At 66.6% G+C, this 15324-nt stretch carries 21 protein-coding genes; 4 read left to right on the forward strand and 17 right to left on the reverse strand.

Annotated elements, in window-relative coordinates; translation table 11 throughout:
• The coding region (locus tag GPA27_RS16020) for a type IV pilus assembly protein FimV (protein ID WP_373322766.1) at window positions 1–743 on the forward strand (743 nt) is incomplete at its 5' end.
• Window positions 744–777: 34 nt separating this feature from the next.
• Here GPA27_RS16020 and GPA27_RS16025 read toward each other — a convergent pair.
• On the reverse strand, window positions 778–1524 hold the full coding sequence (locus GPA27_RS16025) for a Nif3-like dinuclear metal center hexameric protein (RefSeq protein ID WP_169141568.1): 747 nt from the start codon (window positions 1522–1524) through the stop codon (window positions 778–780).
• A 73-nt stretch (window positions 1525–1597) separates the two neighbouring features.
• Here GPA27_RS16025 and GPA27_RS16030 point away from each other — a divergent pair, with 73 nt between their 5' ends.
• Window positions 1598–2761: a Do family serine endopeptidase gene (locus tag GPA27_RS16030; protein WP_169141623.1), complete on the forward strand. Its 1164-nt coding sequence runs from the start codon at window positions 1598–1600 to the stop codon at window positions 2759–2761.
• 19 nt (window positions 2762–2780) lie between these two features.
• Here the strand turns inward: GPA27_RS16030 and tatC are convergent, their stop codons facing one another.
• The 10 genes from tatC to hisB all read right to left on the reverse strand — a co-directional run bounded on the left by tatC (window position 2781) and on the right by hisB (window position 8306).
• Window positions 2781–3542 (reverse strand): twin-arginine translocase subunit TatC, encoded by a 762-nt coding sequence (gene tatC, locus GPA27_RS16035; protein ID WP_169141569.1) that lies wholly within the window; start codon window positions 3540–3542, stop codon window positions 2781–2783.
• On the reverse strand, window positions 3539–4039 hold the full coding sequence (gene tatB, locus GPA27_RS16040; RefSeq protein ID WP_169141624.1) for a Sec-independent protein translocase protein TatB: 501 nt from the start codon (window positions 4037–4039) through the stop codon (window positions 3539–3541). The genes tatC and tatB overlap by 4 nt, the downstream gene beginning before the upstream one ends.
• Before the next feature lie 104 nt (window positions 4040–4143).
• On the reverse strand, window positions 4144–4368 hold the full coding sequence (gene tatA / locus GPA27_RS16045; protein WP_050414578.1) for a Sec-independent protein translocase subunit TatA: 225 nt from the start codon (window positions 4366–4368) through the stop codon (window positions 4144–4146).
• Between the two features lie 10 nt (window positions 4369–4378).
• Entirely contained in the window at window positions 4379–4726 is a 348-nt protein-coding gene (locus GPA27_RS16050) for a histidine triad nucleotide-binding protein (protein WP_169141570.1), read from the reverse strand.
• Window positions 4727–4733: 7 nt separating this feature from the next.
• Complete coding sequence (locus GPA27_RS16055) at window positions 4734–5060, reverse strand: phosphoribosyl-ATP diphosphatase (protein ID WP_050414577.1); 327 nt, start codon at window positions 5058–5060, stop codon at window positions 4734–4736.
• Window positions 5057–5458: a phosphoribosyl-AMP cyclohydrolase gene (gene hisI, locus GPA27_RS16060; protein WP_284440136.1), complete on the reverse strand. Its 402-nt coding sequence runs from the start codon at window positions 5456–5458 to the stop codon at window positions 5057–5059. The genes GPA27_RS16055 and hisI overlap by 4 nt, the downstream gene beginning before the upstream one ends.
• Entirely contained in the window at window positions 5455–6213 is a 759-nt protein-coding gene (gene hisF, locus GPA27_RS16065; RefSeq protein WP_169141571.1) for an imidazole glycerol phosphate synthase subunit HisF, read from the reverse strand. The genes hisI and hisF overlap by 4 nt, the downstream gene beginning before the upstream one ends.
• On the reverse strand, window positions 6213–6962 hold the full coding sequence (gene hisA / locus GPA27_RS16070) for a 1-(5-phosphoribosyl)-5-[(5-phosphoribosylamino)methylideneamino]imidazole-4-carboxamide isomerase (RefSeq protein ID WP_169141572.1): 750 nt from the start codon (window positions 6960–6962) through the stop codon (window positions 6213–6215). The genes hisF and hisA overlap by 1 nt, the downstream gene beginning before the upstream one ends.
• A 63-nt stretch (window positions 6963–7025) precedes the next feature.
• A complete protein-coding gene (gene hisH, locus GPA27_RS16075; RefSeq protein ID WP_169141573.1) occupies window positions 7026–7664 on the reverse strand; it encodes an imidazole glycerol phosphate synthase subunit HisH in 639 nt (212 codons plus the stop codon).
• Between the two features lie 54 nt (window positions 7665–7718).
• Window positions 7719–8306, reverse strand: a complete 588-nt coding sequence (gene hisB / locus GPA27_RS16080; RefSeq protein ID WP_169141574.1) for an imidazoleglycerol-phosphate dehydratase HisB — start codon at window positions 8304–8306, stop codon at window positions 7719–7721.
• A 151-nt stretch (window positions 8307–8457) separates the two neighbouring features.
• Between hisB and hisC the strand changes: the two genes are divergently transcribed.
• A complete protein-coding gene (gene hisC / locus GPA27_RS16085) occupies window positions 8458–9528 on the forward strand; it encodes a histidinol-phosphate transaminase (RefSeq protein ID WP_169141575.1) in 1071 nt (356 codons plus the stop codon).
• Window positions 9529–9590: 62 nt separating this feature from the next.
• On the opposite strand, the gene hisD is transcribed toward hisC, so the two are convergent.
• Together hisD and hisG are read right to left on the reverse strand one after the other, a co-directional pair.
• On the reverse strand, window positions 9591–10904 hold the full coding sequence (hisD, locus tag GPA27_RS16090; protein WP_169141576.1) for a histidinol dehydrogenase: 1314 nt from the start codon (window positions 10902–10904) through the stop codon (window positions 9591–9593).
• Window positions 10901–11542: an ATP phosphoribosyltransferase gene (gene hisG / locus GPA27_RS16095; RefSeq protein ID WP_169141577.1), complete on the reverse strand. Its 642-nt coding sequence runs from the start codon at window positions 11540–11542 to the stop codon at window positions 10901–10903. Before hisG ends, hisD begins: the two co-directional genes overlap by 4 nt.
• 132 nt (window positions 11543–11674) lie before the next feature.
• Here hisG and rnk point away from each other — a divergent pair, with 132 nt between their 5' ends.
• Complete coding sequence (gene rnk, locus GPA27_RS16100) at window positions 11675–12082, forward strand: nucleoside diphosphate kinase regulator (RefSeq protein ID WP_169141578.1); 408 nt, start codon at window positions 11675–11677, stop codon at window positions 12080–12082.
• Between the two features lie 40 nt (window positions 12083–12122).
• On the opposite strand, the gene murA is transcribed toward rnk, so the two are convergent.
• The 4 genes from murA to GPA27_RS16120 are packed head-to-tail and all read right to left on the reverse strand — an operon-like array spanning window position 12123 to window position 15321.
• Window positions 12123–13385, reverse strand: coding sequence for a UDP-N-acetylglucosamine 1-carboxyvinyltransferase (gene murA / locus GPA27_RS16105; RefSeq protein WP_169141579.1), 1263 nt, complete (start codon window positions 13383–13385; stop codon window positions 12123–12125).
• Between the two features lie 10 nt (window positions 13386–13395).
• The gene (locus GPA27_RS16110) at window positions 13396–13653 is read right to left on the reverse strand and encodes a BolA family protein (RefSeq protein ID WP_169141580.1); all 258 of its coding nucleotides are present in this window, start codon (window positions 13651–13653) and stop codon (window positions 13396–13398) included.
• An 11-nt stretch (window positions 13654–13664) separates the two neighbouring features.
• Window positions 13665–14432, reverse strand: a complete 768-nt coding sequence (locus GPA27_RS16115) for an ABC transporter permease (protein WP_169141581.1) — start codon at window positions 14430–14432, stop codon at window positions 13665–13667.
• Window positions 14425–15321 carry an ABC transporter ATP-binding protein gene (locus tag GPA27_RS16120; RefSeq protein ID WP_169141582.1) on the reverse strand — a complete coding sequence of 299 codons (897 nt, stop codon included), beginning with the start codon at window positions 15319–15321 and terminating at the stop codon, window positions 14425–14427. The genes GPA27_RS16115 and GPA27_RS16120 overlap by 8 nt, the downstream gene beginning before the upstream one ends.
• Window positions 15322–15324 lie beyond the last annotated feature (3 nt).

The raw sequence follows: 15324 nt of genomic DNA on the forward strand, positions 1-15324 counted from the left end.
CCGCCACTCCGGTCGCCTCCACCAGTCGAGTGGCGAGCGCCGGGCCGGCCGCCGCCCCCGAGCTGCCACCCGACGTGGCGGACACGTCCGCATCCGGACGCCCCCCCGAGCATTCGGCGCTCGGATGGGAGACGGAGGAAGACATCTTCGCGCACCCGATATCGCTCGCCCCGATAGCGCCGATCGACCCCATTGCACCGATCTCGCCCATCGCGGTCGAGGAATCCGCAGAAGAGCACGAATCGGCAATCGAGCTTGCCGAGATCATGATGGGGTTCGGCCGCATCCGCGGCGCAGCCGACACGCTCGCCGAGTTCATCGCCTCGAATCCGAAGAAGGCGATCACGCCCTGGCTCAAGCTCATGGAGGTATACCGGGCCGCCGACCTGCGCGAGGAGTTCGACGCCCTCGCAAAACAGCTCAACAAGACCTTCAACGTCAAGGCCGTCACCTGGGAGAGCTTCGACGAAGCGCGCCTGGCGACGAACTCGATGGAGCAGATGGCGCACGTGACCAAGAACGTCCAGCAGATGTGGGGCACGCGCGAATGCCAGGCCTACCTCGAGCATCTGCTGCGCGACAATCGCGACGGAACGCGCGAAGGCTTCCCGCTCAGCGTGATCGACGAGATCCTGATGCTCGAGCTGCTTCTCGAGGACCAGCTTGGCACCTATCGCCCCGAGACCACTCCGCCGCTCCCGGACGGCGACACGTCCCGCGCGACGCCGCCTCAGCTCGTATAAGTCGGAACGAACGCGGTTCCGCCCAAGGCCTGCTCTATACCGGATTGTCGAGATCGACGAAACGCGCCTCGATGCCGAAGGTCTGTTCCAGATATTGCGCCAGCGCGTGGATGCCGTAGCGCTCGGTCGCGTGATGTCCCGCGGCTAGATAGGGCACGCCCGATTCGCGCGCGAGATGCACCGTCTGCTCGGAGATCTCCCCCGACACGTAGAGATCCGCGCCCGCCGCGATCGCCTGTTCGAAATAGCCCTGCGCGCCGCCCGTGCACCACGCGACGCGGCTCACCGGCCGATCGCCATCCCCCACCAGCAGCGGCTCGCGCCCGAGCCGCGCGGCGAGCGAGCGCGCAAGCTGACCCGCGGTTCCGGGCCGTTCGGGACGGCCGATCCACGCGATGTCCTGGTCGCCGAAGCGCCCTTCGCCGACCCAGCCCGCGAGCGCCGCAAGCTGCGCGTTGTTCCCGAGCTGCGGGTGGGCGTCGAGCGGCAGGTGATACGCGAGCAGGCTGATGTCATGACGCAGCAGGCTCGCGATGCGGCGCTTGCGGATACCGGTGATGCGCCCGTCCTCGCCGCGCCAGAACCAGCCGTGATGCACGACGATGGCATCAACCCCTTCCTCGACGGCACGGTCGAGCAGCGCCTGGCTCGCGGTGACGCCGCACAGCACGCGATGCACCTCGGCGCGTCCTTCCACTTGCAGGCCGTTTGGGGAATAATCCCGGAACCGCGGGACTTCCAGCAGTTCATCCAGATGGGCTTGCAGTTCGGCGAGTTGCATGCGGTCTCCACTCCTGTTTTCCGGGCCTCATGGCGAGCGCGACACCGAGCGCACGCCCAATTCGAGCAACATTATGCGCCGCCTGTGGCTGATCTTCGCGCAGGCCGTGACGGTGAGCGTCGCGGTCCTGTTTGTACTGAACACCCTGAAACCCGAATGGTTCAAGAACGCTGCCCCCGCTGCGGTCGTCTCCATCCTCGAGGCCCCCGAAACCGACTCCACGGCGCCCGCCCCGGCGCCGAATTCCTATGCCGATGCGGCCCGGCGCTCGATGCCGGCCGTCGTCCATATCTACACCGCCAAGGACATCGCGCGCCCGCGCCACCCCCTGCTCGACGACCCCATCTTCCGCCATTTCTTCGGTGACCGGCAGGGCAACGCACCGTCGCAGCGCGCATCGGGGCTGGGCTCGGGCGTCATCGCGAGCCCCGACGGACTGGTCCTGACCAACAACCACGTCATCGAGGGCGCGGACGAGATCGAGATCGCACTCAACGACGGGCGCAAGTTCCCCGCGCGCCTCGTCGGCCGCGACCCCGAGACCGATCTCGCAGTGCTCCGCCTGCAGGGCAACGGCAAGCTGCCGGCGATCGCCTTCGCGAAACAGGATGCGCTGCAGGTCGGCGACGTCGTCCTCGCCATCGGCAATCCCTTCGGCGTCGGCCAGACCGTAACGATGGGCATCGTGTCGGCCCTCGGGCGCAGCCAGCTCGGCATCAACACCTTTGAAAACTACATCCAGACCGACGCGGCGATCAATCCGGGCAATTCGGGCGGCGCGCTGGTCGACAGCCAGGGCAACCTCGTCGGTATCAACACGGCGATCTATTCGCGCTCGGGCGGTTCGCTCGGCATCGGCTTCGCGATCCCTGCGTCGACCGCGCGCGACGTGCTCGAACAGATCATCGCGACCGGCCAGGTCACGCGCGGCTGGATCGGCGTCGAAATCCAGGAGATCACGCCCGAACTCGCCGAATCCTTCGGCATTCGGGGCACCGAGGGCGCCCTCATCGCCGGAGTGTTGCGCGACAGCCCGGCCGAGCACGCCGGCATCCGCCCGGGAGACATCCTGATCGGCGTCGACGGCAAGCCGGTCCTCGACCCGAAGGGCATGCTGGAACTGGTCGCCGGCCTGATGCCGGGCCACAGCGCGAGTTTCCGCGTGCGCCGCGCCGACAGCGAGATCGATCTGAAGGTGGAAATCGGGCGCCGTCCGGCCCCCTCCGTGCAGCGCTGATCGCTAGCCCGCCGCGGGCTTAGTTATTCTCGATGCGCTCGAGCGCTTCGTCGCCGCCGTCGGGCCGATCCTTGACGAGCAGGCGCGCGATGATCACACCCACCTCGTAGAGCAGGCACATCGGGATCGCCAGCAGCAACTGCGACACCACGTCCGGAGGAGTGATGACCGCGGCGACGACGAACGCGCCGACGATCACATAGGGACGTGCCGCGGCCAGCTTCGCCACGCTGACCACGCCCGTCTTGGCGAGCAGGATCACCGCCACCGGCACCTCGAAGGTCAGACCGAAGGCGATGAACATCGTCATCACGAAGGACAGGTACTGCTCGATGTCAGGCGCCGGCGTGATGCTCTTCGGTGCGAACTCGGCGATGAACTTGAACACCGTCCCGAACACGAAGAAGTAGCAGAACGCCATCCCGAGCACGAACAGGATCGTGCTGCCGAGCACGAGCGGCAGCCCCAGCCGCCTTTCGTGCGCGTACAGGCCGGGCGCGACGAAGGCCCAGGCCTGATAGAGGACGACCGGAAGCGCGATCACGAAGGCCGCCATCATCGTCACCTTCACCGGCACGAAGAAGGGCGTGATCACGCCGGTCGCGATCATGTGCGTCCCCTCGGGAAGGGTCTGCATCATCGGCAATGCCAGCAGATCGTAGACGTCGCCCGCCCACGGCATCAGGCACAGGAACACGACGAGTACGGCCAGCATCGCGCGCAACAGGCGGTCGCGCAGCTCGACGAGATGCGAAATGAAGGTTTCCTGCACAGCGCTCATGCCTTGTCCGTGGTCGTGTTCGCGAGCGGCGCGGCAGCCGGAGCGAGTCCGAGTTCGAGCTGACGGTTATCGACGACGGGCTCGCCGAGCTGCGCGTCCGGAAGGTGCGCGACCTCCACCGGGATTGCGGCGGGTACGGCCGGCGTGGCCTCCGCCACGGGAACGGCGCTCGCTGCAGCCTCCGGCGCAGCCAGGCCGTCGAGCCCGCTCTTCGCCTCGGCAGCTGTCTGCGCGAGATCCGCCTCCACGCTCTGGACCTGCCCGCGCATCGACGTTTCGAGTTCGCGCGCCTGCTGCTCGACCTGCAGCTGCAACTTCTTCAGCTCCTCGAGCTGCATCTCGCGCTGGATGTCCGATTTGACGTCGCTGACGTAGCGCTGCAGCCGCCCCAGGAGATGGCCTGCGGTCCGCGCGACCTTCGGCAGCCGCTCCGGCCCGACGACGATGAGCGCCACCACCGCTATGACGATGAGTTCAGAAAAACCTAGATCGAACATGATGTAGAAGCCTTTGCCGGCCGGGTCGAGCATACGGTGACGGCATCAAAACGAAGGGGCGCACTGACGCCGCGCCCCTTGCCGCCGACATCGCCCGGACAGGCTCAGGAATGCAGCTTGTCGGACTTTTCCCGCGCTTGGGCGTCGATGGTTTCGCCGCCGATCTTCTGCTGCACGTCGTCGGACTTCTCCGACTCCTTCATGCCGTCCTTGAAACCCTTCACCGCACCGCCGAGATCCTGGCCCATGTTGCGCAGCTTCTTGGTACCGAACACCAGAACCACGATCACCAGGACGATCAGCCAGTGCCAGATGCTGAATGAACCCATACCGCTCTCCTTAACGCTTCAACATGGCCGGAAGCACATCCGGGCCACCGAGGACGTGAACGTGCAGATGATACACTTCCTGCCGCCCCACCCTTCCGGTATTGATGATGGTGCGGAAGCCTTCGCCGCACCCGTTCTCTCGCGCGAGCCGCGCCACCGTGGTCATCACCTGGCCCATCACCTCGACGTGCTCGGGCCCGAGTTCCGCCATCGACGGAACGTGCAGCTTCGGAATCACGAGGAAGTGCACCGGCGCGACCGGATTGATGTCGTGGAACGCGAGCACATGCTCGTCCTCGTACAGTTTTTTCGCGGGAATCTCGCCGGCCGCGATCCGGCAGAAGATGCAGTCGCTCATCGTCACCTCAGGCCGTCGTACGGGCCTTCTTCTCGTCAATTCCTGAGACACCCTCGCGGCGCCGGAATTCAGCGAGCACGTCGTCGACCGACAGGCCGAAGTGCGACAGCAGCACCATCGAATGGAACCACAGGTCGGTGACCTCCCAGACGATGTGCAGCATGTCCTTGTCCTTGGCCGCCATGATGGTCTCGGCGGCCTCCTCGGCGACCTTCTTGCAGATCGCGTCGGTGCCCTTGGCGTACAGGCTGGACACATAGGAGGAATCGGGGTCGGCCTTCTTGCGCTCCGCGAGGGTCGCGGCGACGCGGTGCAGCACTTCGATGTCGATCATTTGTAGATGTCCTTGGGATCCTTCAGCACGGGGTCCACGGCCTCCCACGAACCCGCGCTCAGATAACGCTGGAAAAAGCAGCTGTGGCGACCGGTGTGGCAGGCGATACCGCCGACCTGCTCGACCTTGAGCAGGACCACGTCGTTGTCGCAATCGATGCGGATCTCGTGCACCTTCTGCACGTGGCCGGACTCCTCGCCCTTGTGCCACAGCTTGCGGCGCGAGCGCGACCAGTAGATCGCCTCGCCCGTCTCGGCGGTGCGCTGCAGGGCGTCGCGGTTCATCCACGCGAACATCAGCACGTCGCCAGTCGAGGCCTCCTGGGCGATCACCGGCACGAGACCCTGGTCGTCCCAGCTGATCTCGTTGAGCCAGCGGGCGGAAATGGCGTTGCTCACAGTCGTACCTCGATGCCGCGGCTGCGCATCAGCTCCTTCGCCTCACGCACCGTATGCTGGCCGAAATGGAAGATGCTCGCAGCGAGCACGGCGTCAGCGCGGCCTTCCGACACGCCTTCGGCCAGATGCTCCAGCGTACCGACGCCGCCGCTGGCGATCACCGGGATCGGGACGGCATCCGACACCGCACGCGTGAGGGCAAGATCGAAGCCGATCTTGGTGCCATCACGGTCCATGCTGGTAAGCAGGATTTCGCCGGCGCCAAGCGCGGCGACCGTCTTCGCCCACTCGATCGCATCGAGTCCGGTGTTGTTGCGCCCGCCGTGCGTGAACACTTCCCACTTGCCGGGAGCGGTCTGCTTGGCGTCGATCGCGACGACGATGCACTGGCTGCCGACCTTGCCCGCCGCGTCGGCGACGACCTGCGGGTTATTCACCGCGGCGGTGTTGATGCTGACCTTGTCGGCGCCGGCATTGAGGAGGCGCCGCACATCCTCGACCGTGCGCACGCCGCCGCCCACCGTCAGCGGAATGAAGACCTGCTCGGCGACCTGCTCGACAACGTGGATGATCGTGTCACGCGCATCGGAGCTCGCGGTGATATCGAGGAAGGTGATCTCGTCGGCGCCCTGCTCGTCGTAGCGGCGCGCGATCTCGACCGGATCGCCGGCGTCGCGCAGTTCGACGAAATTGACGCCCTTGACCACACGCCCGGCATTCACGTCCAGACAGGGGATGATGCGCTTGGCGAGCATCAGGCCGTTTCGCCGCTGAGTTCGTCCGCGCGCGCCTGCGCGGCGGCGAAGTCCAGCGTGCCTTCGTAGATCGCACGGCCAGTGATCGCGCCGGTGATGCCTTCGGATTCGACCGCACACAGCGCGTCGATGTCCGTCAGTGTGGCGATGCCGCCGCTGGCGATGACCGGAATGCGCAGGGCCTGTGCAAGGCGCACGGTCGCTTCGATGTTCACGCCCGAGAGCATGCCGTCGCGACCGATGTCGGTGTAGATCACGGCTTCGACGCCGTAGTCCTCGTACTTCTTCGCGAGATCCACGACGTCGTGTCCGGTCATCTTCGACCAGCCGTCGACGGCGACCTTGCCGTCCTTGGCGTCGAGGCCGACGATGATGTGGCCCGGGAAGGCGCCGCACGCGTCATGCAGGAAGCCCGGATTCTTCACCGCGGCGGTCCCGATGATGACGTAGGTGATGCCGTTGTCGAGGTAGTGCTCGATGGTGTCGAGATCGCGGATGCCGCCGCCGAGCTGGACCGGGATGTCGTCACCGACTTCATCGGCGATTGCGCGGATGGCGGCCCCGTTCTTCGGCTTGCCGGCGAAGGCGCCGTTGAGGTCGACAAGGTGCAGGCGGCGTGCGCCGAGGTCGATCCAGTGCCGCGCCATCGCGGCCGGGTCCTGGGAAAACACCGTGGCGTCGTCCATTTCGCCCTGCTTGAGGCGGACGCAATGGCCGTCCTTCAGATCGATAGCGGGAATCAGCAGCATACGGGGATGAGTGGCATCAGAGGAGTGGAAGGGAAGCTACAGACGGGGTCCGGACGGCGTTCGTCAGGGTGCCCAGGAAATGAAATTCGCAAGCATCCGCAGGCCCGCCTGCGCACTCTTTTCGGGATGGAACTGAACCGCGAAGATGTTATCCCGCGCTACCGCACTGGTAAACATCAAACCGTAGTCGGTCTCGGCCGCGACCAGCGACGGCACGTCCGGCCGGACGAAATAGCTGTGCACGAAATAGAAGCGTTCGCCATCGGGAATGCCTTCCCACAACGGGTGCGCGATGCGCTGATGCACGCGATTCCAGCCCATGTGCGGCACCTTGAGGCGTGAGCCGTCGGCCGCAACCATGTTCGCGTCGGGAAAGCGCACGACATTGCCGGGGAGGATACCGAGGCCGGGGACGTCGCCCTCCTCGCTGTGACCGAAAAGCATCTGTTCGCCGATGCAGATGCCGAGGAAGGGCTTGGACGCAGCCGCCTCGAGCACCGCTACGCGCAGTCCGCGCAGATCCAGTTCGCGCATGCAGTCGGGCATCGCGCCCTGGCCCGGAAACACCACCCGACCAGCCGCCGCGACCACCGCGGGGTCGGAGGTCACGACCACGGTCTTGCCGGGCGCTATGTGTTCGACCGCCTTGGCAACCGAACGCAGGTTGCCCATGCCGTAGTCGATGATGGCTACGTCGCTCATCGCGGAATCGCTCGCTGGAAAATCAGAAGGTTGGGCGGGGAGTCTGGCGGAAACTCAGAGGGCGCCCTTGGTCGAGGGGATCACGCCGGCCGCGCGCTCGTCGCGCTGGGCGGCCATGCGCAACGCGCGACCGAAGGCCTTGAAGATGGTCTCGCACTGGTGATGGGCATTGTCGCCGCGCAGGTTGTCGATATGCACGGTTACGCCGGCATGATTGACGAAGCCCTGGAAGAATTCGCGCGCGAGGTCCACATCGAAATTGCCGATGCGCGCACGCGTGTAATTCACGAAGTAGTGCAACCCCGGGCGGCCGGAGAAGTCCACGACCACACGCGACAGCGCTTCGTCGAGCGGCACGTAGGCGTGGCCGTAGCGGAAGATCCCCTTCTTGTCGCCGAGGGCCTTCGCGAAGGCCTGCCCCAGCGTGATGCCGACGTCCTCGACGGTGTGGTGGTCGTCGATGTGGGTATCGCCCTCGGCCTTGACGTCGAGATCGATTGCGCCGTGACGGGCGATCTGGTCGAGCATGTGATCGAAGAAGGGCACGCCCGTGGCGAGACTGGCCTTGCCGCTGCCGTCCAGGTCGATGCGGACGGTGATCCGGGTTTCCAGGGTGTCGCGAGTTACTTCGGCTTGCCGCATGAGGATCTGCTTCGAAATGTAGGGTTCGGACGCGCACGGGCGTCACTCTTGGGCATGATACCATCGCCTGACTGTCCCGCCGCAATGCCGGCCGTAGCGGCCGCCGCGCCTGCGCGGGCCCCCTTCCGACAATCCTGCATCCGATCTGCCGATGAGCCAATACTGGAGCGCCGTCGTTAACGGCCTGACCCCTTATGTTCCGGGCGAACAGCCCAAGATCGCCAACCTGGTCAAGCTCAACACCAACGAGCATCCGTACGGCCCCTCGCCGAAGGCGATCGAGGCGATCCGTGCCGAGGCATCCGACGCGCTGCGCCTCTATCCCGACCCGACCTCGGAACGGCTGCGCGCCGCGATCGCCGCACGCCACGGCATCACGACGCAGCAGGTGTTCGTCGGCAACGGCTCCGACGAGGTGCTCGCACACGCCTTCCTGGCGCTGCTGAAGCACGATCGGCCACTGCGTTTCCCGGACATCTCGTACAGCTTCTATCCGGTGTATTGCGGGCTGTACGGGATCGAGTTCGAGACGGTGCCGCTCGATGAAGGCCTCGCGATCCGCCCCGACGACTACCTGCCGACCGGCGACCAGGCCGCGGGCGGCATCATTTTTCCGAATCCGAACGCGCCGACGGGGCGCGTGCTGCCGCTCGCCGAGATCGAGCGCATCGTCGCCGGCAATCCGCAGTGCGTGGTCGTCATCGACGAGGCCTATGTGGACTTCGGCGGCGAGTCCGCCATTGCGCTCACCGCCCGCTACCCGAACCTGCTGGTGGTGCAGACCTTGTCCAAGTCGCGCTCGCTCGCGGGGCTGCGCGTGGGCTTCGCGATCGGCCACCCGGACCTCATCGAGGCGCTCGTGCGCGTGAAGGACAGCTTCAACTCCTACCCGCTCGACCGGCTGGCGATCGTCGGCGCCGTCGCGGCGATCGAGGACGAGGAGTATTTCGAGCGCACGCGCCAGGCGGTGATCCGCACGCGCGGCCAGCTCGTTTCCGACCTGTCCGCGCTCGGCTTCGAAGTGCTGCCGTCGGCGGCGAACTTCGTGTTCACGACACACCCGACGCGCGACGCGGGCGAGCTCGCGGCCGAGCTGCGCAAGCGCGCGATCATCGTGCGCCACTTCCGCCAGCCGCGCATCGATCAGTTCCTGCGCATCACCGTGGGCACCGACGAGCAGTGCGGCGCCCTGATCGGCGCGCTGCGCGAGATCCTCGCGTAAACGCAGGAAGGGCGCCCGCTCGGGACGCCCTTCCGCGATTCACCTGCCAGCGGCGCCGCGGCTCACTTGTGCAGCCGCATCTCCGCCGAGCGCGCGTGCGCCTGCAGCCCCTCGCCGTGGGCGAGCGTCGAGGCGACGCGACCCAGCGTCTGCGCGCCGGCCTCCGAGATCTGGATGATGCTGGTGCGCTTCTGGAAGTCGTACACGCCCAGCGGCGACGAGAAGCGCGCGCTGCGCATCGTCGGCAACACGTGGTTGGGGCCGGCGCAGTAGTCGCCCAGCGCCTCCACCGACCAGTGCCCGACGAAGATCGCACCAGCGTGACGGATGCGACCGATCCACGGCTCGGGCTCATCGAGCGACAGTTCGAGGTGCTCCGGCGCGATGCGGTTCGCGATCGTGCAGGCCTGCTCGAGACTCTCGACGTGGATCAGCGCCCCGCGGTTGGCGAGCGAGGCGGCGATCGTCTCGCGCCGCGGCATGGTCGGCAGCAGGCGCTCGATCGAGGCCTCCACCGCATCGATGAACGCGGAATCGGTACACAGCAGGATGGACTGCGCGAGCTCGTCGTGCTCGGCCTGCGCGAAGAGGTCCATCGCGACCCAGTCGGAGTGGCCGCTGCCGTCGGAGATGATCAGCACCTCGGACGGCCCGGCAACCATGTCGATGCCGACCGTGCCGAACACGCGGCGCTTGGCCTCGGCGACGTAGGCATTGCCGGGACCGACGATCTTGTCCACCTGCGGCAGGGTCTGCGTGCCATAGGCCAGCGCGGCGACCGCCTGCGCGCCGCCGATCGTGAATACACGATCGACGCCGGTAATGGCGGCGGCGGCGAGCACGAGCGGGTTCTTCTCGCCGTTCGGCGTCGGCACGACCATGATCAGCTCGCCGACGCCGGCAACCTTGGCCGGCACGGCGTTCATCAGTACCGAGCTGGGGTAGGACGCGCGCCCGCCGGGCACGTACAGGCCGACGCGGTCGAGCGGCGTGACCTTCTGGCCGAGGCGCGTGCCGTCGGCCTCGACGTAGTCCCACGACTCGGCACGCTGGCGTTCGTGGTAGATGCGCACGCGGTCGGCGGCGATGCGCAGCGCTTCGCGCTGCTCGACGGAGAGGCTGTCGAGTGCGGCCTTCAGTTCGGACTTCGGCAGCTCCAGCCCGGCCATCGACTTCACGTCGAGGCGGTCGAAGCGGCGCGTGTATTCGATCACCGCGGCGTCGCCGGTGGTGCGCACGGCACTCAGGATCTCGGTGACGGCCGCGTCGATGCGCGCATCGGCGCTGCCTTCGAAGGCGAGCAGCGCGTCCAGCGTGGACAGGAACTCGGGATCGCGCGCGTCAAGGCGGCGGATGCTGCGTTCCGAATCGCTCATTTCACGGCTCCGGCAAAGGCCTCCAGCACGGGCTGGATGAGTTCGCGCTTCAGCTTCAGCGACGCCTGGTTCACGACCAGGCGCGAGCTGATCTGCATGATCTCCTCGACCTCCTCGAGGTTGTTCGCGCGCAGCGTGTTGCCGCTCGAGACGAGGTCCACGATCGCATCCGCGAGGCCGACCAGCGGCGCGAGCTCCATCGAGCCGTACAGCTTGATCAGGTCGACATGCACGCCCTTCGCCGCGAAATGCGCCTTGGCGCTGTTGATGTACTTCGTCGCGACGCGGATGCGCCCGCCGGGGCGCGTTGCGGCGGCGTAGTCGAACCCCTTCTGCGTCGCGACGCACAGGCGGCACTTCGCGATATTGAGGTCCAGCGGCTGGTACAGGCCCGCCCCGCCATGCTCGAGGAGCACGTCCTTGCCCGCGATACCGAGGTCGGCCGCACCGTACTGGACATAGGTCGGCGTGTCGGTCGCGCGCACAATCACGAGGCGCACGTCGGGACGGTTCGTGCCGATGATGAGCTTGCGCGAGGTCTCCGGATTATCGGTCGGCGTGATGCCGGCGGCCGCGAGCAGCGGCAGCGTTTCCTCGAAGATGCGGCCCTTGGACAGGGCAAGGGTGATGCTGGACACGAAGGGTGCCTCGGGAAAAATCGGGCTGACATTGTAACCTGCCCGCCCTTCTGATAGCCTTTGGCGACTGGCTGAACCGCGCTGCGGTTCGGCCTTTTTTACTTTTTGCCCGACGCAGGGAGTCGAAACGCCATGAAACCCGAAATCGTGATCTCCTCGCAGGACCTCGATCGCCTCGAGGGCCTGCTGGCCGCACCGGCCGCACGCAACCGCAGCGACCTGAACGGCCTGCGGGACGAGCTCGCGCGCGCGGACGTGCGCGAACCCCATGACATGCCGGCCAAGGTCATCACGATGAACAGCCGCGCACGCTTCCGCGAACTGCCCGATGGCCGCGAGCACGAGCTGACGCTGGTCTATCCCGGCGACGCCGCGCCGGACGCCGGCAAGGTCTCGGTCTTCACGCCGGCCGGCAGCGCCCTGCTGGGACTGTCGGTCGGCCAGACGATCGACTGGGGGAACTCCACCAGACAGCCGATCACGCTGGAGGTGCTGGACGTCATGTGGCAGCCGGAGGCTGCGGGACGCTTCGACCTTTGACCGAAGAGGGCGCCGGCACGACGACCGGCGCCCCTCGCACTCAGGCGAGCCGGCGCACCCGCGCGCCGAGGTCGGCGAGCTTGTGCCCGAGGCGCTCGTAGCCGCGGTCGAGATGGTAGATGCGCTCGATCACGGTCTCGCCGTCGGCGACAAGTCCGGCGATCACGAGGCTCGCCGACGCGCGCAGGTCGGTGGCCATCACGGTCGCGCCCTGCAGGCGCTCGACACCCTGAACCATCGCAGTGTTGCCGTCGATGCGGATGTCGGCGCCGAGGCGCTGCAGTTCGACCGCGTGCATGAAGCGGTTCTCGAAGATCGTCTCGCGGATCACCGCGGCACCGTTCGCGACCGCGTTGATCGCCATGAACTGCGCCTGCATGTCCGTCGGGAAGGCCGGGTACGGCGACGTGCGGATGCTCACCGCGGTGAGGCGCTGCGGCGCCTTCAGGCGGATCGCGTCGCGCTCGGAGACGATGTCGCAGCCGGCGTCCATCAGCTTGTCAATAACCGCGTCGAGATAGGCCGACGAGGTGTGCGTGAGGCGGATCTCGCCGCCCGTCGCGGCCGCGGCGCACAGGTAGGTGCCGGTCTCGATGCGGTCCGGCATGATGCGGTGGGTCGTGCCCGACAGGCTCTCCACGCCGCGAATGCGGATCACGTCGGTGCCGGCGCCCGAGATGCGCGCGCCCATCGCGACGAGGCAGTTCGCCAGATCGACGACCTCGGGCTCGCGCGCCGCGTTCTCGATGACGGTCTCGCCGTCGGCGAGACAGGCCGCCATCATCAGGTTTTCGGTGCCGGTTACGGTAACCATGTCGGTGAACAGGCGCGCCCCCTTGAGGCGCGGCACCTTCGCGTGCACGTAGCCGTGCTCGACCGCGACCTGCGCACCCATCGCCTGCAGGCCCTTGATGTGCTGATCCACGGGCCGCGCGCCGATCGCGCAGCCGCCGGGCAGGCTCACCTTCGCCTCGCCGCAGCGCGCGACCAGCGGGCCGAGCACGAGAATCGACGCCCGCATGGTCTTGACCATTTCGTAGGTCGCGACCGGGTTGTCGAGCGCCGACGCGTCGAGCGTGACGGTATCGGCGTCGTTACCGCTGCCGCGGCTGACCTTCACGCCCATCTGCGCGAGGAGCTTCAACAGCGTGCCGATGTCGTTGAGTTGCGGCACGTTCGTGAACGTGACCGGCTCGCTCGTCAGGAGCGCCGCGCACAGGATGGGCAACGCCGCGTTCTTCGCACCGGAAATGGCGGTCTCGCCCGTGAGGCGGGCGCCGCCTTCGATCAGAAGCTTATCCATCGTGTCCCGCTCAGAAGCCCAGGTCGGAGCGGACTTCGGCCCACTTGGCAGGGGCGTAGGTCTGCAGCTGCAGCGCGTGGATCTCGTTGCCCATCAACCTGCCGAGCGTCGCATACACGGCCTGGTGCTGGCGCACCTTGGGCTTGCCTTCGAATTCGGCGCTGACGACGATGCCGGTGAAATGGACCCCGTCGTCGCCCTGGATCTCGACGAACTCGCAGGCCATGCCCTGCTCGATGAGACGCTTGATTTCTGCTGCTTCGAACATTTTGACTACCCTCAAGCCCGCAGCTTGTAGCCCCGGGCGAGCATCGCCAGGGTCAGCACTGCGAGGAACACGAAACAAAGACTCACGACCGCAAGGCTCAGCCACGGCGAGACGTCGGACTGACCGAAGAAGCCGTAGCGGAAGCCGTCGATCATGAAGAAGAACGGATTGATGTGCGAGACCTTCTGCCAGAACGCCGGCAGCGAGTGGATCGAGTAGAACACGCCGGACAGCATCGTCAGCGGCATGATCAGGAAGTTCTGGAAGCCCGCGAGCTGGTCGAACTTGTCCGCCCAGATGCCCGCGATCACGCCCAGCGAGCCGAGGATCGCGCCGCCCATCAGACCGAACGCGAAGATCCAGCCCGGTGCTGCCATCGGCAAGTCGACGAAGGGAAAGGACACGATCAGCACCCCGACGCCGACGAACAGCCCGCGCAGCACCGACGCGATCACATAGGCGGCATAGAACTCGCGGTAGGACAGCGGCGGCAGCAGCACGAAGATGATATTGCCGGTGATCTTGCTCTGGATCAGCGACGAGGAGCTGTTCGCAAAGGCGTTCTGCAGCAGCGACATCATCACGAGCCCCGGCACGAGGAAGGCCGTGTAGGCGACGTCGCCATACACCGTGACGTGCCGGTCGAGCACATGCGAGAAGATCAGCAGGTACAGCAGCGCGTTGAGCACCGGCGCACCGACGGTCTGGAAGCTCACCTTCCAGAAGCGCAGCACCTCCTTCTGCAGCAGGGTGCGGAACCCGACCAGGCGCTCATGCACGGCTCATTACCTCCACGAACACGCGCTCGAGATCGGCCTCGCCCACGCGCATTTCGAGGATCTTCGCACCCGCCTCGCGCAAGCGCGCGAGCAGGGGCTCCAGATCGTCGTAGCGATCGAGGGGAAACTCCGCCCATCCGTTGGCAGCGAGCACGCCGCCCGTGGCCGCCGCCAGTTCGGGGCGATCGAGGCGCACCGCGAGCGAATGGCTGGCGAAGCGCCGCAACAGGTTCTCGGTTGTGTCCAGCGCGACGACCTTGCCGGATTTGAGCATCGCGATGCGCCCGCACAGCGCCTCGGCTTCTTCGAGGTAGTGCGTCGTCAGCACGATGGTATGGCCGTCGCGATTGAGCTTGCGGATGAACTGCCACAAGCCCTGGCGCAGCTCGACGTCGACCCCGGCGGTCGGCTCGTCGAGCACGATCACCGGCGGACGGTGCACGAGCGCCTGCGCGACGAGCACGCGTCGCTTCATGCCACCCGAAAGCATGCGCATGTTGGCGCCGGCCTTGGCGGTCAGATCCAGATTCTCGAGGATCTCGTCGATCCAGTCGTCGTTGTTGCGGATGCCGAAGTAGCCGGACTGGATGCGCAGCAGCTCGCGCACCGAGAAGAAGGGATCGAAGACCAGTTCCTGCGGCACGACACCGAGGTTGCGGCGGGCTTTGCGGTAGTCCGAGACGACGTTGTAGCCCATGATCTCGAAGACGCCGCCGTCCGGGCGCGCGAGGCCGGAGAGGGCCGAGATGAGCGTCGTCTTGCCCGCGCCATTCGGTCCGAGCAGGCCGAAGAATTCGCCCTGCGCGACCTCGAGGTCGACGCCGGCGAGCGCCTGGAGCGAACCGTAACGCTTGCTCGCAGCAACGACCCTGATTGCGGGAGGATTCATCGA

Source organism: Aromatoleum toluolicum (assembly GCF_012911005.2).
Classification (GTDB): Bacteria; Pseudomonadota; Gammaproteobacteria; order Burkholderiales; family Rhodocyclaceae; genus Aromatoleum; species Aromatoleum toluolicum.